This window comes from Streptomyces sp. NBC_00203, assembly GCF_045206325.1.
In the GTDB taxonomy this organism is placed as follows: Bacteria; Actinomycetota; Actinomycetes; order Streptomycetales; family Streptomycetaceae; genus Streptomyces; species Streptomyces lutosisoli.
Genome location: NZ_CP108126.1, coordinates 4,682,011 through 4,704,907, shown reverse-complemented (window position 1 = coordinate 4,704,907; position 22,897 = coordinate 4,682,011). Strand labels below are relative to the sequence as shown.

Sequence of the window (22,897 nt, the reverse complement as noted above, 5' to 3'; positions counted from 1 at the left end):
GCATGGGCAAGCTGGACGGACGCGTCGTTCTCATCACCGGTGCGGCGCGCGGGCAGGGCGAGCAGGAGGCGCGGCTCTTCGCGGCGGAGGGTGCCGACGTCGTTGTCGCGGATGTGCTCGACGACCAGGGTGAGGCCCTGGCCAAGGAGATCGGCGCGCGGTACGTCCATCTCGACGTGAGCCAGGAGGCCGACTGGCACACGGCCGTCGCCGCCGCGAAGAGCGCGTACGGGCGCATCGACGGGCTCGTCAACAACGCCGGCATCCTCCGCTTCAACGAGCTGGTCGCCACGCCCCTCGACGAGTTCCAGCAGATCGTGCAGGTCAACCAGGTCGGGGTGTTCCTCGGGATCAAGACCGTCGCGCCCGAGATCGAGGCCGCGGGCGGGGGCACCATAGTGAACACCGCCTCCTACGCGGGGCTCACCGGGATGGCGTGGGTGGGGGCGTACTCCGCGACCAAGCACGCCATCGTCGGGCTGACCCGGGTCGCCGCACTCGAACTGGCCGCCAAGAGGATCCGCGTCAACGCCGTCTGCCCGGGCGCCGTCGACACCGCCATGAGCAACCCCGCCCAGCTCGACCCGGACGCCGACCCCGCCGACAGCGCGGCGGCCTCGGAGGCGCTCGACGAGCTGTACCGCAAGCTCGTGCCGCTCGGGAGGATCGGCAGGCCGGAGGAGGTGGCCCGGCTCGTCCTTTTCCTGACCGGCGAGGACTCCTCGTACATCACCGGGCAGCCGTTCGTGATCGACGGCGGATGGCTGGCGGGCGTCAGCGTTCTCTGACGCCGTATCAGGTATTGACGGTGCATGCGCGCGGTGGAACAGTCGGCTCAAAGAATCTGACGATGCGTCAGGTAACTGGATGGGGACGGTGAACCTCCTTGGAATTCGGGCTCTTTGTACAGGGATACGTGGGCAAGCGGGCCGAGACCGATCCGCTCGCGGAGCACAAGGCGCTGATGGAGGAGACCGAGTACGTCATCCAGGCGGACAAGTCCGGCTTCAAGTACGCCTGGGCGTCCGAGCACCACTTCCTGGAGGAGTACTCGCACCTCTCCGCCAATGACGTCTACCTCGGCTATCTGGCGCACGCGACGGACCGCATCCACCTCGGCTCGGGCATCTTCAACCCGCTCGCCCAGGTCAACCACCCGGTGAAGGTCGCCGAGAAGGTCGCCATGCTCGACCATCTCACCGAGAACCGCTTCGAGTTCGGCTCCGGACGCGGCGCGGGATCGCACGAGATCCTCGGCTTCCTTCCCGGCATCACCGACATGAACTACACCAAGGAGATCTGGGAAGAGACCATCGCCGAGTTCCCCAAGATGTGGCTCCAGGACGAGTACGTCGGGTTCAAGGGCAAGCACTGGCAGCTGCCGCCCCGCAAGGTGCTGCCCAAGCCGTACGGGAAGTCGCACCCCGCGATGTGGTACGCCGCTGGGTCGCCGCCCTCGTACGCGATGGCCGCCCGCAAGGGTCTGGGTGTGCTCGGCTTCAGCGTGCAGAAGGTCTCCGACATGGAGTGGGTGCTCGAGCAGTACAAGACGGCGGTCGTCGACGCCGAGCCCATTGGGGACTTCGTCAACGACAACGTGATGGTGACGACCACCGCGATCTGCGCGCCCACGCACGACGAGGCGATCCGGATCGCGGTGAGCGGCGGGCTGCACTATCTGCCCTCCCTCGTCTTCCGCTACCACGACACCTTCCCGCGCCCCGAGGGCTTCCCCGTCTGGCCCGAGACGCTCCCCGAGTACAACGCCGAGTTCGTCGAACTCCTCATCGAGGAGGAGCTGTTGATCTGCGGCGACCCCGACGAGGTGCTCACCCAGTGCAAGCGCTGGGAGCAGGCGGGTGCCGACCAGCTGAGCTTCGGGCTGCCGGTCGGAGTCCCCAAGGAAGAGACCCTCCAGACGATCCGGATGATCGGCGAGCACGTGATCCCGAAGATCGACACGGATCCTGTGCATCGGACTACGCGGTTCCGGGGGGCGGTCTGAGGTTCGTGGGCGACTGCGGGCCGGTTGTGGTTGCTCGCGCCCCGCGGCGGAGCCGCATATCGATACAGTCCCGCGCCCCTGAGGGGGCGCACCTCCACCCACGTCTGGAAAGGGGCGCATCGCCGTGCTCGACCATCTGATCAAAGGCGCGACCGTTGTCGACGGGACAGGCGCGCCCTCGTACACCGCCGATGTCGGGATACGCGACGGCCGCATCGCCGCTGTAGGCGCGGTGGCCGAGGAGGCGAGGACGACCGAGGACGCGCACGGCCTCGTCCTCGCCCCCGGCTTCGTCGACCCCCACACCCACTACGACGCCCAGCTCTTCTGGGACCCGTACGCGACCCCGTCCCTGAACCACGGGGTCACGACGGTCGCGGGCGGCAACTGCGGCTTCACGCTCGCGCCGCTGAACCCCGCCAGGCCGGAGGACGCCGACTACACACGGCGGATGATGTCCAAGGTCGAGGGCATGTCCCTGGTCGCTCTGGAGGAGGGCGCGCCCTGGAGCTGGCACTCCTTCGGCGAGTACCTGGACGCGCTGGAAGGCCGGATCGCTGTCAACGCGGGCTTCATGGTGGGTCATTGCGCGCTGCGGCGGTACGTCATGGGCGCGGACGCGGTGGGCGGGCAGCCGACCCCCGGCCAGCTCGCGGACATGCTCGCCCTCTTCCACGAGGCGATGGACGCCGGGGCCTGGGGCCTGTCCACCACCCAGTCGTCCACGCACTCCGACGGCGACGGGAAGCCGGTCGCGTCCCGGCACGCGCAGCCCGCCGAGCTGCTGGCTCTGTCGAAGGCGGTGGGCGAGCACGAGGGCACCCAGATCGAGGCGATCGTCGCCGGGTGCCTCGACCAGTTCAGCGACGACGAGATCGACCTGTTCGTGGAGATGAGCGCCGCCGCGGGAAGGCCCCTGAACTGGAACGTCCTGACGATCGACGCCGCCGTCCCCGAACGCGTCCCCCGCCAGCTGGAGGCAAGCGAGCGCGCCCGCAAGGCCGGCGGCCGCATCGTCGCGCTCACCATGCCGATCCTCACGCCGATGAACATGTCGCTCGGCACCTTCTGCGCGCTGAACCTCATCCCCGGCTGGGGCGAGGTGCTGGGCCTGCCCGTGCCGGAGCGCATCGCCCGGCTGCGCGACCCGGACGTACGGGCCGAGATGCTGCGGCGGGCGGGCTCCAAGGAGGCCGGCGTCTTCCGGCGGCTCGCCAACTTCGGGCGGTACGTCATCGGCGACACGTACAGCGCGGCGAACGAGGGCCTGACCGGGCGGGTCGTCAACGACATCGCGGCCGAGCGCGGCCAGGAACCCTTCGAGTGCCTGGTCGAGATCTGCGCGGCCGACGAACTGCGTACGGTCCTGTGGCCGATGCCCACCGACAACGACCCCGGCTCGTGGGCACTGCGCGCCGAGACCTGGCAGCACCAGGACGTCATGCTCGGCGGCTCCGACGCGGGCGCCCATCTGGACCGCATGTGCGGAGCCCCGTACACCACCCGCTTCATCGGCGACTGCCTGCGCGGGCGGAAGCTGGCGACGCTGGAGCAGGCCGTGAAGATGCTGACGGACGATCCGGCGCGGCTCTTCGGCCTGCGCGAGCGCGGACGGATCGTGGAGGGCTTCCATGCCGACCTAGTGCTCTTCGACCCGGAACGGATCGACGCCGGAAAGGCCACCCTGGTGCACGACCTGCCGGGTGACAGTCCGCGGCTCGACTCCAGGGCGATCGGTATAACGGCCGTGTGGGTCAACGGGGTCGAGGCGATCCGCGGTGACGTGGTGACGGGCGCGGTGCCCGGGAAGGTGCTCCGCTCCGGGCGGGACACGCGGACGGTGAGCACCAAGTGACCCAGGAGCAGCGGCTGTTCATCGGCGGGTCGTGGGTGGAGCCCGACCACGAGCACTACGAGGTGACCGACCCGGCGACCGAGGGTGTTGTCGGGCGGGCGCCGGAGGCCTCACGGGATCAGGTGCACACGGCCGCGGCCGCGGCCCGCGAGGCTTTCACGGCGTGGTCGCGGACACCCGCCGAGGAACGTGCCGCCGTCCTCTCCCGCGCGGCGGACATCATCCAGCGCAACTTCGTTCCGTACGCCGAACTCGCCCAGGCCGAGAGCGGCGCCACGACCGGGACGGCGCGCGGCATGCAGGTGGGGGTGGGCATGGCCCGCTTCCGGCGCTACGCGAAGACCGAGCCCGTCGAGCAGCCGCTGCCCCCGCAGATCAACGAGGCCGGCCCCTTCGGCAAGGCTGCCGTGATGGGCGCTGTGGCCGTACGCCAGCCCGTGGGCGTCGTCACCTGCATCACCTCGTACAACAACCCCTGGGCCAACCCGGCGGGCAAGATCGCCCCGGCCCTGGCGATGGGCAACACGGTGGTCGTGAAGCCGGCCCCGCAGGACCCGCTGTCGGTGTACCGCATGGCGGAGGCGCTGGAGGCGGCGGGCGCGCCGCCGGGTGTCGTGAACGTGGTCAGCGGTTCGCGTCCGGAGGTGGGTGAGGCCGCCGTCGACTCCCCGGACGTCGACATGGTCAGTTTCACCGGCTCGACGGCGGTCGGACAGCGCATCGCCGAGGTGTGCGGGCGCGGGATGAAGCGGCAGCTGATGGAGCTGGGCGGCAAAGGCGCGGCGGTCGTCTTCGACGACGCCGATCTGGAGTCGGCGGTGTCGGGCATCGGCACGACCTTCTCCTTCTACAGCGGGCAGATCTGCACGGCGCCGACCCGGGTGCTGGTGCAGCGGGGCGTGCACGACCGACTGGTCGAGCAACTCGCCGTGTACGCCGGTTACTTGAAGGTGGGCGACCCGAGGGAGCCGGGCACGGTCGTCGGGCCGGTCATCTCGGCGGCACACCGGGACCGGGTCGAGTCGTACGTCGACCTCGGCCGGAAGGAGGGCGCCCGGGTGGTCACGGGCGGCGAACGTCCCGCTCTCGACCGCGGCTTCTATGTCGCCCCCACCCTCCTCGCCGACTGCACCCCGGACATGCGCGTGGTCCGCGAGGAGATCTTCGGCCCGGTTGTTGTGGTCGTCCCCTTCGACGACGAGGAGGAGGGCATCGCGCTCGCCAACGACTCCGACTACGGGCTGATCGACTACGTCTGGTCCGGCGACGTCGCCCGCGCCTTCCGCGTCGCCCGCCGGCTGCGCGCCGGCGGGGTGGGCGTGAACACGGTCGGCCGCAATATGGAGGCGCCGTTCGGGGGCTTCAAGAAGAGCGGGGTGGGGAGGGACGTGGGGTCGTACGCCCTGCACGCGTACAGCGAGGTGCAGGCGATCGTGTGGCCGGGATGAGGCCTGTGGCTGTGGTGAGGCCGGGGTGGGCCGGGATGAGGTCGCTCAGCCGGTCAGGTCGACCCGCACGGTCAACAGGTTCGTGCCGAGCGCCCGTACGGCGGTGCTGTTCATCCGGGGCAGCGACCTGAGGCGGGCGCGGGCGTCGTCCTCGGGGAGCGGATGGGCGATGCCGGAGTGCCAGCGCCCGTTGATGCGGACCCGGACCTTCGGGTCGGCCATGATGTTCCGTACGTAGTGGGACTTCTCGCCGAACTCCGAGACGAGCCAGAACGTATCCCCGACACGGCGCCCGCCGAGCGGTGTCCGGCGCGGCAGCCCGGAGCTGCGTCCGGTGGTCTCCAGGAGGGTCTGCCAGGGCAGCCGTTTGACGACCGGATTGCCGATGCGCCGCTGGAACGTCGTGACGGCCCGGTGCTTGATCTCGTTGTAGCGCGACATGGGGGGCTCTTCCGGTTCGGGTATCAGCGAGCCTATCGGGGCGGCGGGGGTTCGGCCGAGCAGGCCGATCTCCGGGCCGAAGTCACGCCGATGCCGTGCCGTCGTGCCCGGATCCGATGACGATGGCCTCGCGCATGCCGGAATCGGTCACGGGGTCACGCCTCCCGCTTGGCGTCGATCTCGGCGATCAGCGCCTCGATGCGGGTCTTGATCTCGTCGCGGATCGGGCGGACGGCCTCGACACCCTTGCCGGCCGGGTCCTCCAGCGCCCAGTCGAGGTACTTCTTGCCCGGGAAGATCGGGCAGGCGTCGCCGCAGCCCATCGTGATGACGTAGTCGGACGCCTGGACGGCCTCGGTGGTCAGGATCTTCGGCTCGGCGTCGGCGATGTCGATGCCGACCTCCTTCATTGCCTCGACCGCGGAGGGGTTGACCTGGTCGCCCGGGACGGAGCCGGCGGAGCGGACCTCGATCCGGTCGCCCGCGAGGTGGGAGAGGAATCCGGCAGCCATCTGCGAACGCCCGGCGTTGTGGACGCAGACGAACAGCACGGAGGAGAGCGGGCTGGAGGACATCGGTTCTTCCTTCGTCAGTGGATCATCAGCCCGGGCTGGTATCAGCCAGGAGTGATGTGAAACTATCAGTCCATGCTGACGTCGGTCGACACCGATCTGTTGCGGGTTCTGGCCGACCCGCTCCGCCTCCAGATCGTCACCCTTCTGGCCAAGGAGACGCTCTGCAGCACCCACCTGATCGAGGAGACGGGGGCGAGACAGACCAACCTCTCCAACCATCTGAAGGTGCTGCGGGAGGCCGGGGTGGTGGAGACGGAGCCATGCGGCCGGTTCACCTACTACCGGCTCAAGCCCGACGTCATCGCATTCCTCGCGGGCCAGTTCGCCGACCTGGCGGAGACCGCACGCGCCACCGCCGAGAACAACGTCAAGCGGTCCTGCCCCTGATCCCCGCCCCTGCGGCGACCCGTAACGAGGAGTCCTGTTGACCGCCACCGAGGCGACCGAGGCCACCGAGCACGTCAGCGCCGGGGAGTCCGCCATAACCCCCGTCGCCGAGCCGCACCTCGCCCCGGGTGCCACCCCGCCCCAGGCTCCCCCGCTGATCGCCAAGGCCGCGGCCGAGCTGGTCGGCACGGCGGCGCTCGTCGCGGTCGTGGTCGGCTCCGGCATCCAGGCCACCGAACTGACCAAGGACGTCGGCCTGCAGTTGCTCGCCAACTCCATGGCCACGGTCTTCGGACTCGGCGTCCTCATCACCCTGCTCGGCCCGGTCTCCGGCGCGCACTTCAACCCGGCCGTCACCCTCGCCGAGTGGTGGACGGCCCGGCGCGGCGGCGCCGGCGTCACCCTGCGCGAGGCGGCCGTGTACGTACCCGCCCAGATCGTCGGCGCTGTCGCGGGAGCGATCCTGGCGGATGCGATGTTCGGCGAGCCGCTGGTGAAGTGGTCCACCCACGACCGCTCCGCCGGGCACCTGCTGCTCGGGGAGGTCGTCGCGACTGCCGGGCTGATCCTGCTGATCTTCGGCCTGGCCCGCACCGACCGCCTGCGCTTCGCGCCCGTTGCGGTCGCCTCGTACATTGGCGCCGCGTACTGGTTCACCTCGTCGACGTCCTTCGCCAACCCGGCGGTGACGATCGGCCGTGCTTTCACCGACTCCTTCGCGGGCATCGCGCCCGGTTCGGTCGCGGGGTTCATCGGTATGCAGCTCGTCGGGGCCGTGGTCGGACTGGCGCTGGTGGCGCTGATCTTCATGCCGGAGCGAACGGCCGAGGAGCAGCCCGCCGTCTGACGCACGCCTCGCGGGTGGTGGTGATCGGCGGCGGCCGCTCGCCACGCGAGACGGCGCGCGCGATCGGTGCGCGCAGGACCAGCGGCCTCATCCGCTCTCCGTGCGGCCGGCTCAGCTCATGGCGCTGCCGAGCATCTGCCCCATCGCGGCAACCACCGAGGGTTCCACCCGGTAGTAGACCCAGGTGCCGCGCCGCTCGGAGGTGAGCAGCCCGGCCTCCTTGAGCTTCTTCAGGTGGTGGGAGACGGTCGGCTGCGAGACGCCGACATCGGAGATGTCGCACACGCACGCCTCGCCGCCCTCGTGCGAGGCGACCAGCGAGAACAGCCGCAGCCGGACCGGATCGCCCAGCGCCTTGAACATCCGCGCCGTCCGCTCCGCCTCCTCCGCGGTCAGCGGTCGTTCCGTGAGCGGAGGGCAGCACGGCGCCACGCCCCCGGGGGCCTCGGGTTCCAGCAGCGGCAGCACCCTCGTATTCGACATGCATCTATGTTGACACACGTCGAACCAGTGAGCGAGAACCCATGAATTAGATGAATGTCTATGTTGACGCTTGTCGAAACAGGTGCGACGCTGAGGGTGCAAGAGATCGACGGATGTCGAAACAAAGGGGAACCTCGTGGCTGTCTCTCTCAACAGCGTGCCCACCACCGGCCAGCTGCCCGTCGTGGTCATCGGAGCCGGCCCCATCGGTCTGGCCGCCGCCGCCCACCTCGTCGAGCGCGGCCTGGAACCCCTGGTCCTGGAAACCGGCCCGGTCGCGGGAAGCGCCGTGCGCGAGTGGTCGCACGTGCGGCTGTTCTCGACCTGGGGCGAGGTCGTCGACCCCGCCGCCGAGAAGCTCCTCGCCCCGACGGGCTGGGTCCGCCCCGATGCCTCGGTCTACCCGACCGGCGGTGACTGGGCCGAGCGCTACCTCCAGCCGCTCGCCGACGCCCTCGGGGGCAAGGTCCGTTACGGCGCCACGGTGACCGGCGTCGCCCGCGCCGGCCGCGACCGCATCGTCGACTCGGGCCGCGCCGAGCAGCCCTTCACGGTGCACGTCCAGTGGGCCGACGGCCGCGAGGAACGGATCGTCTCCCGCGCGGTCATCGACGCTTCCGGCACCTGGTCCACCCCCAGCCCCGTCGGGGCGAACGGCCTGCCCGCCCTCGGCGAGAAGACGGCGGCCGGCCGTATCTCCTACCGTGTCCCAGATCTCAACGAGCCGTCCGTACGCGCCCGTTACGCGGGCAGGCGGACCGCCGTCGTCGGTTCCGGAGCCTCCGCCTTCACCGCTCTCGCGTACCTCGCCGACCTGGCGAAGGAGGAGGGGAACGGGACGCACGCGGTGTGGATCCTGCGCCGGGGCATCGGCGCGAACACCTACGGCGGCGGCGAAGCCGACCAGCTCCCGGCCCGCGGCGCCCTGGGCCTGCGTGCCAAGGCCGCCGTCGAGGCCGGCCACGCGAGCGCGGTCACGGGATTCCGTACACAGGCTGTGGACCACGACGGTGACCAGCTCGTCCTCGTGGCGGAGGACGGCCGGCGCCTCGACCCGGTCGACGAGGTCGTCGTCCTGACCGGCTTCCGCCCGGACCTCTCCTTCCTCTCCGAGATCCGCCTCGGTCTCGACGAGCGCCTCCAGGCCCCGACCGCGCTCGCCCCGCTGATCGACCCGAACGTGCATTCCTGCGGCACGGTCTATCCGCATGGCGTGAACGAGCTCTCCCATCCGGAACAGGGTGTGTACCTGGCCGGTATGAAGTCCTACGGCCGCGCGCCCACGTTCCTCGCCATGACCGGCTACGAGCAGGTCCGCTCCATCGCCGCCGCGCTCGCGGGCGACCAGGAGGCAGCCGAGCGCGTCGAACTCACCCTCCCGGAGACCGGGGTCTGCGGCGGCGCGGGCCTGTTCGACGAGCCGGAGAACGCCGGACAGTCCGACGGCGGCTGCTGCGCCGCCCCGGCCACCCTTCAGATCGGCATCGGCGCCCCGGCCACCACGTCCGGCGGCTGCTGAACTCCCCACCCATACAGGAAGGTTCGCCATGTCGTCCCGTGTACAGCTCGCCCTTCGCGTCCCCGACCTCGCCGCGTCCATCACCTTCTACACCAAGCTCTTCGGTACCGAGCCCGCCAAACTCCGAGACGGCTACGCGAACTTCGCCATCGCCGAGCCCCCGCTCAAGCTCGTCCTGATCGAAGGCGCCGCAGGCGAGGCAACGCGCATGGACCACCTCGGCGTCGAGGTCGAGAGCACCGAGGCCGTCCACGCCGCCACCACCCGCCTGGGCGAGGCGGGCCTGGCCACGGCCGAGGAGAACGACACCACCTGTTGCTACGCCCTCCAGGACAAGGTCTGGGTCCACGGCCCCGGCCAGGAGCCCTGGGAGGTGTACGTCGTCAAGGCAGACGCCGGCGCCCTGGCCAAACAGCAGGGCAGCACCTGCTGCACCGGCTCAGCCGATGCCGGCCTCGACGTGTTGGAACCGTCCGCCGCGGGAGGCTGCTGCTGATCCGCGGATGACCAGCCTCCACACCAGCGAGGCCGTGACCGGGACGGGGGACCGGTCACGGCCTCGCGCTGCGTACGGCGGCCACGACGTGGGAGAGCCTGGGAGCCGAAACCCAGCCGCGGCCCGACACTCAGGCGATCCTCAACACCACGCTCGTTCGTGCCGGTGCCGCCGCCCATGCCCGGTTCGAGGCCGGGCACTGGGCGGCCTGCCCGTCGACCGGCTTACGCCGACGGGTGTTCGTCGCGGTGGGCGACCGTGATGAGGCGTTCGGGGCCAGGAGCGTCGAGTTCGTCGACCACGGCGACGGCCAGGTCCTCGGCGCTGATCCACGATTGCCCGTCGGCGCCGGCGAGCAAGGTGTCGGTGCCGCGCCGGTAGTGGCCCGTTCGGTCACCGGGTTCGAGCAGGGCCGGTGGGCTCAGGTAGACCCAGTCGGCACCGGCGTGGGCCTGGCAGGCCCGCAGCTGAGCTATCCCGGCAGCGGCGACCGTCTTCCACTCGGCGGGCACGTACACGGGGTTGTCGGCGACCAGCAGATCGGGGTCGTCGGGGCTGCGCAAGGCGCCGGCGCCGCCGACCACGAGGACGCGGATCCCGAGCTGTGCGGCGGCGTCAAGCACCGTACGGGTAGCGCCGACCAGGAACTCCTGGTCGACCGGAAGGGTCCGCACGGTCAGCACGACGGCGTCCGCGGCGCGGTGGGAGGCACCGTTCGACGCGCCGTTCGGGGCGGAGCCCGCAAGCGCCTCGCGTACGGCGTACGACTCGTTCACGTCGACCGCGACCGGTGTCACGTTCGGGTCGTCACTCGCGGGCTTCCGGGACAGGGCGAGCACCTGGTGTCCGCGTGCACGGGCCTCGGCGATCACCCGGCTGCCGACCATCCCGGTGGCACCGACCACGGCGATCGTCATACCTGACTTCATCGAATTCTCCTGTTCGGGGGGTGAGCTGTGCGGCGAGCAAGGCGGCCAGGGCGAGGACGAAACCAAGGGTCTGCGGCAGGCTCAGTGACTCGCCCAGCGCGAGGCCGATGACGGTCGCGACCAGCGGGGACAGCAGCACCAGCGGTGCGGACGCGCCCACCGGCAGCTTTCCGATCCCGCGGAACCACAGCGTGTACGCGATCAGCCCGCCCATGCTGCCGAGCCACAGGTAGCCGCCGACCGCTCCGGCGTCGATCCGCTGCGGCACCCCCTCGATCGCGAGGGTGAGCGGGAGCAACAGCAGCCCGCCGACCGTCAGTTGCCAGCCGGCCAGGGTCAGTGGACCGACCCCCGCCGGACGGCCCCAGCGCTTGGTGAGGACGACCCCGCCGGCCATGGTGGCCGTATGTCCGAGGCCGGCGAGCACTCCGACGGCGTCCAGCCGGGCCCCCGGACCGAGCACGACGAGTCCGACGCCGATCACGCCGATCGCGCCCCAGGACAGTCGCCAGGCTGTCGGCCGGTCGTGGAGCACCGCTACGGCCAGGCCCGCGACCAGTAGCGGCTGGACAGCGCCGAGGGTGGCGGCGACACCGCCGGGGAGCCGTTCGGCCGCCAGGAACAGCAGGGGCATCCCGCCGATGTTGAGCACGCCGAGGACGGCGGCCTTCCACCACCAGTCCCCTCGCGGGAGCACCCGGGTGAGCGCCAGCGCGATCAGCCCGGCGGGCAGGGCGCGCATCAGCCCGGCGAACAACGGATGCCCGGGCGGCAGCAGTTCCGTCGTGACGACGTACGTGGTGCCCCAGGATGCGGGAGCGAGCGCGGTCAGCGCGACGGTCGCCGCCCGCTGTGTGGACGAGGCCATGGGCGAGGTCATGGACGAGGTCCGCGGCCGGTCCGGTGATCGCTCGGTCGAGGAATGCATGTGAGGAAGTCTCAGCACAGCGCGTCATGAATCCAACACATGCTTGCCATACCAGCTATGAACGAGAACGATCGCCGCGTGGATCTCCAGCAGATGCGATACGTCGTGGCCGTCGCCGAAACCCGCAACTTCACGCGCGCGGCGGAGCGTTGTTCCGTGGTGCAGTCGTCCCTCAGTCACCGCATCGCGAGCCTGGAACGGGAGCTCGGGGTCAAGCTGTTCGCCCGTTCCAGCCGCCGCGTCGAGCTGACCAGCGCGGGAGCGGCGTTTCTCGCGGGCGCGCGCGAGTGCCTGGCCGCCGCCGACCGTGCCGTCGCCGACGCCGCCGCCGCGACCGGCGTGGTGCGCGGCCGGCTCGCGGTCGGCGTGATCGTGACCACGGCTGCCGTCGACGTACCCGAGCTGCTGCAGCGGTACCGCGCCCGGCACCCCGACGTCCGCGTCGCCCTCCGCTCCGGACGCAGCGACGAACTGGCGGCGGCGATCCGGAACGGCGACCTGGACATCGCGTTCCTCGGCCTGCCGGAGGGCGAACCGCCGTCCGGTGTGGAAACCGTTGTTCTCGATCACGACGAGCACGTACTGGTGGTGCCGGCCGGGCACCGGCTCGCGGGCGCTTCCCGGGTCGCGCTGCACGAGATCGCCGAGGAGACGTTCGTGGACTTCGTGGCCGGGACGCCCGCCCGGGCCCAGTCCGACCAGGCGTTCGCCGCCGCGGGACTGGTCCGCGACGTCGCGTACGAGGCCGGTGTCGTCGAGCTGATCACCCGGCTGATCGCGCGCGGGCTCGGCGTCGCGCTGCTGCCGTCGGCGTTCATCCGGCCACTGGCCGCCGACGACCCCGCACTGGCGCTGGTCCCGGTGGCCGATGGACCGCACCGCATCGAGTACCTGGCGTGGAGCCGATTCAACCCGAGCCCGGCCACCCGGGCGATGCTCGACGTCCTCGGGGTCGGGCCGCGGTAGCGATGCTACGGCCGACGGTAGCGTCGCTAACGCAGAAGTGTTAGCGTTGTTTCTGTCAGGGAGCGAAACATCGCTACCCCAGCTGCGACAAGGAGCAACGTCATGAGCGAGCACCCCAGCACCCCCACCCCCGCCGCCTCCGCTGTTAGCAACGCTTCCCGCCGCGTCGCGATCGTCACCGGAGGTTCCCGTGGCATCGGCCGCGAGACCGCCGAGCGCCTGGCCGCCGAGGGGTACGCCGTCGTCGTCAACTACGCGGGCAACGAGGTCGAGGCCGGCAAGGCGGTCGCCGCGATCACCGGGACCGGCGGACAGGCCATCGCCGTCCGCGCCGACGTGGCCGACGAGACCGAGGTGGCGGCCCTCTACGACGCCGCCGAGGCCACGTACGGCGGAGTCGACGTCGTCGTGCACGCGGCGGGCGTCATGACCCTGGCCCCGCTCGTCGACCTCGACCTCGACGCCCTCGACCGGATGCACCGCACCAACATCCGCGGCACGTTCGTCGTCGACCAGCAGGCCGCGCGCCGGCTGCGCGCGGGCGGCGCGATCATCAATTTCTCCAGCTCCGTGCTGGCCCTCGCGATCCCCGGCTACAGCGCGTACGCCGCCACCAAGGGCGCCGTCGAGGCCATGACCCTGATCCTGGCCCGCGAGATGCGCGGCCGGGACATCACCGTCAACGCGGTGGCCCCCGGGCCGACCGCCACCGCCCTGTTCCTGGACGGCAAGGACGAGGAGACCATCGCGCGGATGGCCGCCCAGCCGCCGCTGGAGCGCCTCGGTACCCCGGAGGACATCGCCGGGGTCGTCGCCTTCCTCGCGGGACCGGCCGGGCGCTGGGTCAACGGCCAGGTGGTCCGGGCCAACGGCGGGATCGCGTAACCCCCTCGCCACCCTCTTCCCTTTTCTCTTCCTCCGTTCTCTTCCCCTCTCCTCCTCCCTCCTCAAGGAGTTCCGCCATGCCTGTTACGGGTAAGACGATCGTCATCACCGGCGCCGGATCGGGTTTCGGCGCCCTGGCCGCCCGCGCCCTCGCCGGCGCCGGGCACACGGTCTACGCCGCGATGCGCGACACCGCCGGCCGCAACGCGGGCCGGGTCGCCGAGGCCGAGGCGTACGCCGCCGAGCACCAGGTGGACCTGCGTACGGTCGAACTGGACGTCCTCTCCCAGGAGTCGGCCGACGCCGCCGTCGCCGCGATCCTCGCGGAGGCGGGCCGCCTGGACGTCGTCGTCCACAACGCGGGCCACATGGTGACCGGCCCGACCGAGGCCTTCACACCCGAGGAGCTGGCCGCGGTGTACGACACGAACGTGCTCGGCACCCAGCGCGTCAACCGGGCCGCGCTGCCGCACCTGCGCGCCCAGCGGCACGGCCTGGTGCTGTGGGTCGGCTCCACGTCCAGCAGGGGTGGCACCCCGCCCTACCTGGCGCCGTACTTCGCCGCCAAGGCCGCGATGGACGCGCTCGCCGTGTCGTACGCCGCCGAGCTGGCCCGCTTCGACATCGAGACGACCATCGTGGTGCCGGGGGCCTTCACCTCCGGCACGAATCACTTCGCCACGGGCGGCCACCCCTCCGAGCAGACGGTGATTCCGGCGTACGAGGAGCGCTACGCGGGCCTGATGGACCAGGTCGCCGAGCGCCTGGCCGCCCTCGCGCCGGCCGACGCGGACGTGTCGCTCGTCGCCGACGCGATCGTCGAGGTCGTCGACACCCCGCACGGCGAGCGGCCGTTCCGGGTCCATGTCGACCCCGCGAACGACGGTTCGGAGGAGGTCAGCCGCGTAGCGGACCGCATCCGCGCCGAGTTCCTCACGCGCATAGGCCTGGAGGACCTGCTGGCCCCGTACAAGGAGTCCGCGCACAAGGGATTCCCGCACAAGGAGTCCGCGCGCGAGGGTTCTCTGTGACCTCGGGTAGCGTCGCTACCGTGAGTACGAAAGCGCGCATTCTCGAAGTGGCGGCCGCCCTGGTCGCGGAATCCCCGAACGGGGACGTCTCGACCCGGGCGGTGTGCGAGGCGGCGGGCGTCGGCGCGCCGGCCCTCTACCGCCACTTCGGGGACAAGGAGGGCCTGCTGTCGGCGGTCGTCGACAACGGCTGGGACAAGTACCTGGCGACCAAACGCGACCGCGCCCCCGGCACGGACCCGGTCCAGGACCTGCGCGACGGCTGGGACACCCACACCGAGTTCGCCCTCCAGAACCCGAACCTCTACCGCCTCATGAACTCCCCGGCCATGCGCACCCCGCCCGCCGCGGCCCTGGAGTCCCACCAGATCCTCACGTCCGACCTCCAACGAGCCGCCGAACAGGGCAAGTTGCGCCTCGCCCCCGAACTCGCCGCCCAGATCATCATGTCCGCCAACGTCGGCGTCGCCCTGATGCTGGTCTCCCGCCCGGCGACGTTCACCGACAGGAGCGTGTCGCGGCGGGTTCGGGACGCGGTGCACGCCACGGTCTTCACCACGGACGTCACCGACTCCCGTGACTCCCGTACGTCGTCCGTGACCGCCCCGGCCGGGACCGGCGTCCCCGCCACCGCGACCCGCCTCGGCGCCCTGATCCGCCAGACCCCGAGCCCGGCCTTCACTCCGGCCGAGAGGGGTCTGCTGACGGAGTGGCTGGACCGGCTCTCGAACACGCCCGGGGACCACTGACCGACAGCCGGGTACTCAGGTGGACGGCCGGGACGCCCCTGAGTACGGCGACGGATGCCGTGCGGTGCCCGGGCTCCGTAGCGTCCGTCCCATGGAGAACACCGGTATCGCCCTAGACCCCGCCGAGCCTCGACCCACCGCCGGTGAGTGGGCCGGGCGGACGGCCCTCGCGCTGCTGGTGCTGTTCACCGGCGGCTTCGTCTGGATGCTCGGCCCGCTGCTCGCCATCGCCTGCGGCGACTGCCCGGACGGCGTCCGCACCCCGTCCCACGGCGACGCGCTGATCACCGTGGCACGGGGTGTGGTGCCGCTCGTCACCCTGGGGACGGCCGTCGGGATTTTCGTTCCCCGGGGCGGCGCTCGGGTGGGCGGGATCGGGCTGGGGGTGCTGGTGGTGCTGTTCGTGGTGGTGCTCGTCCTCGGTCAGTGAGCGTGGGGGACCGGGGTCAGCAGGGGCTGGTGGCCCCACCGTCGCTGAGGTTGGCGTCGGAGAACCAGCCCTCGGTGCTGGTGCCGGAGATCCGCGCGTACGTCCAGGTGTTGCCGTAGGCGTGTGGGCGCATCCGCGCACAACGGGTCGGCACGCCAATAGATCACGCCACTTGGGTCACTCGGGTGTCTTCTTGAGGGTGCGGAGGAGTGTGCTGAAGGTGGCGGGGCTGGTCGAGAGTATGGCTTGGGTGGGGTCGCCGCTTTCGGTGAGATGGACTGTTTTGGGGGTGGTGGCTATGTGGAGGCAGGCGTCACCCTCCTGGCAGCGGGATGACTTCTGCCAGGTGGTGGCGACGTGGAGGCAGGATTCGCCCTGCCCGCAGTGGGACGACTTTTGCCAGGAGGTGGCTACATGGAGGCAGGCTTCGCCCTGGGCGCAGTAGGACGACTTCTGCCAGGTGCTGGCGGGCATATCGGGTCCCTTCACAGGTTCTGGGCGATGTCGTGGATGAGGTCCTGCGATGCGGCCGGGTCCAGGGCGGTGGCCTCCAGGCGTTCAAGGAGCATCCAATACTGCGCCAGTTGGGCCTCGGAGTCGATGAACACCGGGCCGTGTGACTGGTCCAACTGGGCCGTGTCGAGCGCTGGTACGGGGCCCCTCACGTAGTACACCGACTGGCCCGAGCCGGGATAGGAGCCCGCGTCGAACGGGATCACGCGGATCGACACATGGGCGAGTTCACTTACCTTGAGCAGGTGCTGAAGCTGGGCGCGCGCGACACCTGCGCCGCCGAACTTCATGCGCAAGGCCGCTTCGTGGATCACCGCGCGGTAGGCGACGGCGTCGTCCCGGTAGAGCACGGCCTGGCGCTTGACTCTGAACGAGACGCGGTGCTCGATCTCCGGCGGGGACATCTCCGGCACGGCCTGCCGGTAGATCTCGCGTGCGTGATCGACGGTCTGAAGCAGGCCAGGGATGTGCATGCTGTGCGCGGCATGCAGGCTCGTGCCGTGGTGTTCGACCTCGGCCAGGTCGAGCAACTTGGGCGGGAGGATGTCGCGGTACTCCTCCCACCAGCCGCGCCTGCGCTCTCCAAGCATGGCGACGAGGGCTTCGATCAGCGCCGGTTCCGTGCAGGAGTAGGTGCGTGCCATCACCCGTACGCGGTCCGCACTCACGCCGAACCGAGCCACTTCGATGTTGCTCAGCTGCCCAGAGCTGGTGCCCAGGAGGGCGGCGGCCTGAGTGGTGGTCATCCCGGCACGCTCGCGCAACTTGCGTAGCTCGACGCCGAGACGCGTGCGTCGGGCTGTTGGAGCTGACCTGCCTGCCATGTTCGGAACTCTCCCTGAGCTGTGCCGAGTTGAGGCGTCACCCACACGAGTGGAACCCTAAAGGAATCCGGTCGCCAAGTGAAAACAATCCTTGCGCGCCTCTACTCTGATTCCCGGGCGCCTCGCCCAGAAGCACCCCGCTCGACGGAGCGGCCGCGGTCACTGGGCACCGGAATCGAAGATCCCAACTCCCCTCTCTCCCGCTCCTTCTCGTGATCGGAGACTTCCATGGCCACCGTATCCCCGCCCTGGTCCTACACCCTCCAACTCCCGCACGATCCCCGCGCCCCCGGCATCGCGAGGGCCACCCTCCGCGCGGTCCTGGCCGCGCACAGCCTCACTGAACTCACCCCCACGGCCGAGCTATTGGCGTCGGAACTCCTCACCAACGCCCACCTGCACACACCCGGCCCGTACGCCCTCCGCATCCTCCCGGCGGAACCGGGCCGGCTCCGGGTTGCCGTATGGGACACGGATCCGAGAGTCCCGCCCGGCTTCAAGGAGGGCGCCCCCGGTGACGTACCCGAGAAGGAGGCAGAGCACGGCCGTGGTCTGCCCCTCGTGCGGGCCTGTGCCGACGCGTGGGGTGTGGCCGTGCTGCGGGAGCTGGGGGCGTCGAAGGGCGGGAAGCTGCTGTGGGCCGAGTGTGGCGAAGGGGCGGTGGCGCGGTGACTGCGCAGCTGTCTTTCACGGGGCAAGGCGTGCGATGTCCGTCCTACCCGGGCGGCGCCATGATGGGAGGTGGAGCCATGCCCGTTCGTCAGGAGCAGATCATGAGCGCACAGCCTGAGCACGGCTGGGGAGCGATGCCCCTCCCGGAGATCCGGACCGTGGACGATCTGCGCAGTGTGCTCAGCCGGTATGGGTTTCCCGGTGACCGGGAGAGGTTCGAGCAGGAGCTGGCGGCTGCCATAGGGGCCTCGCCGACCAACGACTTCGAGGGCGCGGCTGCCGTGGTCAGGGCGTACCGGCACAGGGTCCGCATCAGGAACTCGCCGGAGATCATGGCCGCCCTCGAAGAGGCTCGCGGCGGGGGTGGCGGCACGTGAGCGAAGTCCCGCTGGAGGAGGCGGAGCCCGCCTCCGGACAGTAGGCGACCGACCCTGAGCACCGATCCGCGCCGCTACATCACGCAGCCACGCCCGCTGATCATTGCCCCAAGAAGATCGGATTCGTGAACGCCGCCAACGCCCCCGGCAGCGCCCCCACCGCCACCTCATGCCGCAGTTCCGCCCGCACATACGCCGCGTACGCCGCCGTAGTGCTCCACTCCACGGTCCCGCCCCCGGACACCGGCAGCGGCGCGCTCGTGAGCAGCACCCCCTGATCGGTGACGAAGCGCACCGTGCAGCGGGGTGCGCCGGTGACCTCCAGGCGGATCGTGACCTGGGTGTCCGCGTCCACCGGAAGCCGTTCGCCGATGCCCGCGTGCTCGCCCTTCGTACCAGTCGCCGTGAAGGTCAGGGAGACCAGCTTCGACTCGGCCACGTACGAGTGGCCCGCGCGGATGCCGTCCTGGATGGCCTCGCGGGTCAGGTCGTCGGCGAGGACGACCGTCTGGGGGGTGCCGACGGGGTCGGGGTCGCGGTGGGCGTCGCTGTTGCCCATCGCCGGGATCCAGTCCCGTGAGCCGGTGCGGGCGGAGGCGACCAGCATGTTGTCCCAGTCGGCGAGGGTGACCTCGTCGTCGGGGGTGTACGGGCCGTTCCACACCTCGACGGCGTCCGCCTCCCCGAAGCCGAACTTCCAGCCGCAGCCGACGCAGGTGGCGTGCGGATGGGCGGGGACGACGAGACCTCCGGCGCGGCGGATCTGGCGCGCGTACTTGCCGAAGCGGTTGTCGCGGGCCCGGTAGCGCCAGTCGACGAAGGTGCCGGGGTCGGTTCCCAGCGCGACCACATGGCCGTTGCGTGTCGTGACCTCCTCGCCGAGCATGATCAGGAGGTCGTCGCCCGCCTGGTCCGCCCAATGAGGGTGCGAGGAGTGGGTGTTGTGCTCGGACGTGTTGATGAAGTCCAGGCCCGCGGCACGCGCCAGCGCCGCGATCTCCGCCGGGGTGCGGCGGCCGTCCGAGTACCAGGAGTGCAGATGGCAGTCGCCGCGGTACCAGTCGCGGCCGCGGCTCTTCGCGCGCGACGGCGGGTACACCGGCTTCGGGGTCGCGCCCTGCTCCCCGTACGTGAGGGTGATTGTGATCTCGTACGGCAGTCCCTGCGGCGCCACCGTGTACGGGCCGAGCGCGATGTGCCACGTCCCCGCCCTGACCGGTCCCGGGATGTAGCCGGGCGTCGCGTCGTCGCCGCGGAGGAAGAACTCCGTGCGCGCCCCGCCCGACCAGCCGCGGAAGCCCCGGCCGCCCGCCTCCGTGCCGCGCTCGTCGAAGATGCCGATGTCGAGGGCGTTGCCCGCGGTGCCGGCCGGGACGGAGGGCTTCTCGTAGGTGTACGCGACCTTGATCTCCCGTACGCCGTGCGGGACTTCGACCGGGACGTACACGAAGTCCGGCGAACCGATGGGCAGGGTGCCGCGCACCGTCCGGGTCTCCTGGTCGCCGTCGGCCGCGTCGTCGGCCTCGGCACCGCTCGCGAAGGTCACGCTTCCCAACGTAAGCGCGGCGGCTGCCCCCGTCACGAACAGCGCGCGTCTGGCTACGAGGATTCCCTCGACGTTTCCCGTGACGTTTCCGTGGTCGTCCTCGCACATGCTGCGGCTCCCGGGGTGTCGAGTGAGCGTGACAGTGGCATGACATATTCGAGGTGCGGGTGGGGCCCGCACAACCCTCGTATCCAGCCGTGAACACAGGTGCACGGGAAGGGAATCGGCACGTGTCGCGCAGAACGACAGCAGGACGACACCTGTTGAGCCTCCATGCCTGGTCGGCGCGGACGCCCCCCGCCAGTGGCGCTGTGTAACGATCTGCGGCCCCCGACGAATACGGCCGGGCCCTGTAATGCCTGATCACCGCGACCGTATGCTCGAAGGATGACGATTTCCGCGACTCCCGGAACCGGTCCCGGAACCGGGCCGACGGCGAACTCCATGCGGCGCGCGCTCAAGCGTGCGCGGGACGGCGTCGCGCTCGATGTCGCCGAGGCGGCGGTGCTGTTGCAGGCGCGCGGCGCTGACCTCGACGACCTGACCGCGTCCGCAGCGCGGGTGCGGGACGCGGGCCTGGCGGCGGCGGGCCGCCCCGGCGTCATCACGTACTCGAAGAGCGTCTTCATCCCGCTGACCCGGCTGTGCCGGGACAAATGCCACTACTGCACCTTCGTGACCGTGCCCGGCAAGCTGCGCCGCGCCGGACACGGGATGTTCATGTCCCCCGACGAGGTCCTCGACATCGCCCGCCGCGGCGCCGAACTCGGCTGCAAGGAAGCCCTCATCACCCTCGGCGACAAGCCGGAGGACCGCTGGCCGGAGGCCCGCGAGTGGCTGGACGCGCACGGGTACGACGACACGATCGCGTACGTACGGGCCATCTCCATCCGCATCCTGGAGGAGACGGGTCTGCTGCCGCACCTCAACCCGGGTGTCATGTCGTGGACCGACTTCCAGCGGCTGAAGCCGGTGGCCCCGAGCATGGGCATGATGCTGGAGACGACGGCCACCAGGCTGTGGAGCGAGCCGGGCGGGCCGCACTACGGCTCCCCCGACAAGGAGCCCGCCGTACGGCTGCGGGTTCTTGAGGACGCCGGCCGCTCCTCCGTCCCCTTCACCAGCGGGCTGCTGATCGGCATCGGCGAGACGTACGAGGAGCGCGCCGACTCACTCTTCGCGCTGCGCCGCGTGTCGCGGTCGTACCACGGCATCCAGGAACTGATCATCCAGAACTTCCGCGCCAAGCCGGACACCGCGATGCGCGGGATGCCGGACGCGGAACTGGACGAGCTGGTGGCGACCGTGGCCGTGGCCCGGCACATCATGGGCCCGAGCGCCTGCCTCCAGGCGCCGCCGAACCTGGTCGACAGTGAGTACGGGCGGCTCATCGGCGCGGGGATCGACGACTGGGGCGGGGTCTCGCCGCTGACCATCGACCATGTGAACCCCGAGCGCCCGTGGCCGCGGATCGAGGAGCTGGCGTCCCATTCGGCCACCGCCGGCTTCGAACTGCGGGAACGTCTCTGCGTGTACCCCGAGTTCGTCCAGCGCGGTGAGCCCTGGCTGGACCCGCGGCTGCTGCCGCACGTACGGGCGCTGGCGGACCCGGAGACGGGCCTCGCCCGCGAGGACGCGGTGGTCGAGGGGCATCCGTGGCAGGAGCCGGAGGAAGCCTTCACGTCCTCCGGCCGCACCGACCTGCACCACACGATCGACACCGAGGGGCGTACGTCCGACCGCCGCGACGACTTTGACGCGGTGTACGGCGACTGGGAGGCGCTGCGCGAGGCCGCCGCGCCCGGGATGGTGCCGTCCCGCATCGACACGGACGTACGGGCGGCGCTCGCGACGGCGGCGGACGACCCGACCCGCCTGACCGACGGCGAGGCCCTCGCCCTGCTGCACGCGGACGGTCCGGCGCTGGACGCCCTGTGCCGGGTGGCGGACGACGTGCGCAAGTCGGCCGTCGGCGACGACGTCACCTACATCGTCACCAGGAACATCAACTTCACCAACGTCTGCTACACCGGCTGCCGCTTCTGCGCCTTCGCCCAGCGCCGCACGGACGCCGACGCGTACACGCTCTCCCTGGAGCAGGTGGCGGACCGCGCCGCCCAGGCCTGGGACGTGGGCGCGGTCGAGGTCTGCATGCAGGGCGGCATCCACCCCGACCTGCCCGGCACGGCGTACTTCGACATCGCGAAGGCGGTGAAGGAGAGGGTCCCCGGCATGCATGTGCACGCGTTCTCGCCCATGGAGGTGGTGAACGGCGCGACCCGCACGGGCATGTCGATCCGCGAGTGGCTTTCGGCGGCCAAGGAAGCCGGCCTGGACTCGATCCCGGGCACGGCGGCGGAGATCCTGGACGACGAGGTCCGCTGGATCCTGACGAAGGGCAAACTGCCGGCGGCGACCTGGATCGAGGTGGTGACGACGGCCCACGAACTGGGCATCCGCTCCTCCTCGACGATGATGTACGGCCATGTCGACCAGCCCCGCCACTGGCTCGGCCACTTCCGGACCCTGGCGGACATCCAGCAACGCACCGGCGGCTTCACGGAGTTCGTGACCCTGCCCTTCATCCACACCAACGCCCCGGTGTACCTGGCGGGCATCGCCCGCCCCGGCCCGACGACCCGCGACAACCGCGCGGTCGTGGCAATGGCCCGCCTCCTCCTCCACCCCCACATCCCCAACATCCAGACCAGCTGGGTGAAGCTGGGGACGGAAGGCGCGGCGGAGATGCTCCGCTCGGGTGCGAACGACCTGGGCGGGACGCTGATGGAGGAGACCATCTCGCGGATGGCGGGCTCGTCGTACGGCTCCTACAAGTCCGTCAAGGACCTCATCGCGGTGGCGGAGGCGGCGGGGCGTCCGGCGAAGCCGCGGACGACGTTGTACGGGGAGGTGGCGGGGGAGCGGCAGCGGGCGGCTGCGGCTTCCGACGGGCATCTGCCGGAGCTGTTGCCGGTGTTGGAGTCTCCGTGA

The 22,897-nt window shown here is 70.7% G+C and carries 24 protein-coding genes; 16 read left to right on the top strand and 8 right to left on the bottom strand.

Going from position 1 to position 22,897, the window contains the following annotated elements; translation table 11 throughout:
- The first annotated feature begins 2 nt into the window (after positions 1–2).
- The 4 genes from OG975_RS21045 (at position 3) to OG975_RS21030 (ending at position 5,308) form a co-directional block, all read left to right on the top strand.
- Positions 3–788: an SDR family NAD(P)-dependent oxidoreductase gene (locus tag OG975_RS21045; RefSeq protein ID WP_406330853.1), complete on the top strand. Its 786-nt coding sequence runs from the start codon at positions 3–5 to the stop codon at positions 786–788.
- 98 nt (positions 789–886) lie between these two features.
- Positions 887–2,005, top strand: coding sequence for an LLM class flavin-dependent oxidoreductase (locus OG975_RS21040; protein WP_327429552.1), 1,119 nt, complete (start codon positions 887–889; stop codon positions 2,003–2,005).
- 124 nt (positions 2,006–2,129) lie between these two features.
- Positions 2,130–3,860, top strand: a complete 1,731-nt coding sequence (locus tag OG975_RS21035) for an amidohydrolase family protein (RefSeq protein ID WP_406330852.1) — start codon at positions 2,130–2,132, stop codon at positions 3,858–3,860.
- Positions 3,857–5,308 carry an aldehyde dehydrogenase family protein gene (locus OG975_RS21030; protein ID WP_406330851.1) on the top strand — a complete coding sequence of 484 codons (1,452 nt, stop codon included), beginning with the start codon at positions 3,857–3,859 and terminating at the stop codon, positions 5,306–5,308. The genes OG975_RS21035 and OG975_RS21030 overlap by 4 nt, the downstream gene beginning before the upstream one ends.
- Positions 5,309–5,353: 45 nt before the next feature.
- Here the strand turns inward: OG975_RS21030 and OG975_RS21025 are convergent, their stop codons facing one another.
- Both OG975_RS21025 and OG975_RS21020 read right to left on the bottom strand, forming a co-directional pair.
- Complete coding sequence (locus tag OG975_RS21025) at positions 5,354–5,749, bottom strand: nitroreductase/quinone reductase family protein (protein WP_406330850.1); 396 nt, start codon at positions 5,747–5,749, stop codon at positions 5,354–5,356.
- A gap of 155 nt (positions 5,750–5,904) precedes the next feature.
- Positions 5,905–6,324 (bottom strand): arsenate reductase ArsC, encoded by a 420-nt coding sequence (locus tag OG975_RS21020; protein ID WP_406330849.1) that lies wholly within the window; start codon positions 6,322–6,324, stop codon positions 5,905–5,907.
- Between the two features lie 72 nt (positions 6,325–6,396).
- On the opposite strand from OG975_RS21020, the gene OG975_RS21015 reads away from it, so the two are divergent.
- Positions 6,397–6,711 carry an ArsR/SmtB family transcription factor gene (locus OG975_RS21015; protein WP_406330848.1) on the top strand — a complete coding sequence of 105 codons (315 nt, stop codon included), beginning with the start codon at positions 6,397–6,399 and terminating at the stop codon, positions 6,709–6,711.
- Between the two features lie 37 nt (positions 6,712–6,748).
- Positions 6,749–7,558 carry an aquaporin gene (locus OG975_RS21010; protein WP_406330847.1) on the top strand — a complete coding sequence of 270 codons (810 nt, stop codon included), beginning with the start codon at positions 6,749–6,751 and terminating at the stop codon, positions 7,556–7,558.
- 111 nt (positions 7,559–7,669) lie between these two features.
- Here the strand turns inward: OG975_RS21010 and OG975_RS21005 are convergent, their stop codons facing one another.
- Positions 7,670–8,041: an ArsR/SmtB family transcription factor gene (locus OG975_RS21005; RefSeq protein ID WP_406330846.1), complete on the bottom strand. Its 372-nt coding sequence runs from the start codon at positions 8,039–8,041 to the stop codon at positions 7,670–7,672.
- Positions 8,042–8,177: 136 nt separating this feature from the next.
- Between OG975_RS21005 and OG975_RS21000 the strand changes: the two genes are divergently transcribed.
- A complete protein-coding gene (locus tag OG975_RS21000; protein WP_406330845.1) occupies positions 8,178–9,560 on the top strand; it encodes an NAD(P)-binding domain-containing protein in 1,383 nt (460 codons plus the stop codon).
- Positions 9,561–9,588: 28 nt separating this feature from the next.
- Positions 9,589–10,056 carry an ArsI/CadI family heavy metal resistance metalloenzyme gene (locus OG975_RS20995; RefSeq protein ID WP_406330843.1) on the top strand — a complete coding sequence of 156 codons (468 nt, stop codon included), beginning with the start codon at positions 9,589–9,591 and terminating at the stop codon, positions 10,054–10,056.
- A 224-nt stretch (positions 10,057–10,280) separates the two neighbouring features.
- Here OG975_RS20995 and OG975_RS20990 read toward each other — a convergent pair whose 3' ends face one another.
- Positions 10,281–10,973 carry an NAD(P)-dependent oxidoreductase gene (locus OG975_RS20990; RefSeq protein WP_406330842.1) on the bottom strand — a complete coding sequence of 231 codons (693 nt, stop codon included), beginning with the start codon at positions 10,971–10,973 and terminating at the stop codon, positions 10,281–10,283.
- Positions 10,864–11,913 carry an EamA family transporter gene (locus tag OG975_RS20985; protein ID WP_406330841.1) on the bottom strand — a complete coding sequence of 350 codons (1,050 nt, stop codon included), beginning with the start codon at positions 11,911–11,913 and terminating at the stop codon, positions 10,864–10,866. The genes OG975_RS20990 and OG975_RS20985 overlap by 110 nt, the downstream gene beginning before the upstream one ends.
- Positions 11,914–11,991: 78 nt before the next feature.
- Here OG975_RS20985 and OG975_RS20980 point away from each other — a divergent pair, with 78 nt between their 5' ends.
- The 5 genes from OG975_RS20980 to OG975_RS20960 all read left to right on the top strand — a co-directional run bounded on the left by OG975_RS20980 (position 11,992) and on the right by OG975_RS20960 (position 15,974).
- Positions 11,992–12,879 carry a LysR family transcriptional regulator gene (locus OG975_RS20980; protein WP_406336379.1) on the top strand — a complete coding sequence of 296 codons (888 nt, stop codon included), beginning with the start codon at positions 11,992–11,994 and terminating at the stop codon, positions 12,877–12,879.
- 102 nt (positions 12,880–12,981) lie between these two features.
- Entirely contained in the window at positions 12,982–13,764 is a 783-nt protein-coding gene (locus OG975_RS20975; RefSeq protein ID WP_406330840.1) for an SDR family oxidoreductase, read from the top strand.
- 77 nt (positions 13,765–13,841) lie between these two features.
- Entirely contained in the window at positions 13,842–14,795 is a 954-nt protein-coding gene (locus tag OG975_RS20970; RefSeq protein WP_406330839.1) for an SDR family NAD(P)-dependent oxidoreductase, read from the top strand.
- Between the two features lie 20 nt (positions 14,796–14,815).
- Positions 14,816–15,544: a TetR/AcrR family transcriptional regulator gene (locus OG975_RS20965; protein ID WP_406330838.1), complete on the top strand. Its 729-nt coding sequence runs from the start codon at positions 14,816–14,818 to the stop codon at positions 15,542–15,544.
- 91 nt (positions 15,545–15,635) lie between these two features.
- Positions 15,636–15,974 carry a hypothetical protein gene (locus OG975_RS20960; RefSeq protein ID WP_406330837.1) on the top strand — a complete coding sequence of 113 codons (339 nt, stop codon included), beginning with the start codon at positions 15,636–15,638 and terminating at the stop codon, positions 15,972–15,974.
- 177 nt (positions 15,975–16,151) lie between these two features.
- On the opposite strand, the gene OG975_RS20955 is transcribed toward OG975_RS20960, so the two are convergent.
- Together OG975_RS20955 and OG975_RS20950 are read right to left on the bottom strand one after the other, a co-directional pair.
- Entirely contained in the window at positions 16,152–16,448 is a 297-nt protein-coding gene (locus OG975_RS20955) for a DUF397 domain-containing protein (RefSeq protein WP_406330836.1), read from the bottom strand.
- An 11-nt stretch (positions 16,449–16,459) separates the two neighbouring features.
- Complete coding sequence (locus OG975_RS20950; protein WP_406330835.1) at positions 16,460–17,311, bottom strand: helix-turn-helix domain-containing protein; 852 nt, start codon at positions 17,309–17,311, stop codon at positions 16,460–16,462.
- Between the two features lie 228 nt (positions 17,312–17,539).
- Between OG975_RS20950 and OG975_RS20945 the strand changes: the two genes are divergently transcribed.
- Complete coding sequence (locus tag OG975_RS20945) at positions 17,540–17,983, top strand: ATP-binding protein (protein ID WP_406330834.1); 444 nt, start codon at positions 17,540–17,542, stop codon at positions 17,981–17,983.
- A 101-nt stretch (positions 17,984–18,084) separates the two neighbouring features.
- Positions 18,085–18,360 (top strand): hypothetical protein, encoded by a 276-nt coding sequence (locus OG975_RS20940; protein ID WP_406330833.1) that lies wholly within the window; start codon positions 18,085–18,087, stop codon positions 18,358–18,360.
- Positions 18,361–18,460: 100 nt separating this feature from the next.
- Here the strand turns inward: OG975_RS20940 and OG975_RS20935 are convergent, their stop codons facing one another.
- The gene (locus tag OG975_RS20935; protein WP_406330832.1) at positions 18,461–20,014 is read right to left on the bottom strand and encodes a CehA/McbA family metallohydrolase; all 1,554 of its coding nucleotides are present in this window, start codon (positions 20,012–20,014) and stop codon (positions 18,461–18,463) included.
- Between the two features lie 279 nt (positions 20,015–20,293).
- Here OG975_RS20935 and OG975_RS20930 point away from each other — a divergent pair, with 279 nt between their 5' ends.
- Positions 20,294–22,897: a bifunctional FO biosynthesis protein CofGH gene (locus OG975_RS20930; protein WP_406330831.1), complete on the top strand. Its 2,604-nt coding sequence runs from the start codon at positions 20,294–20,296 to the stop codon at positions 22,895–22,897.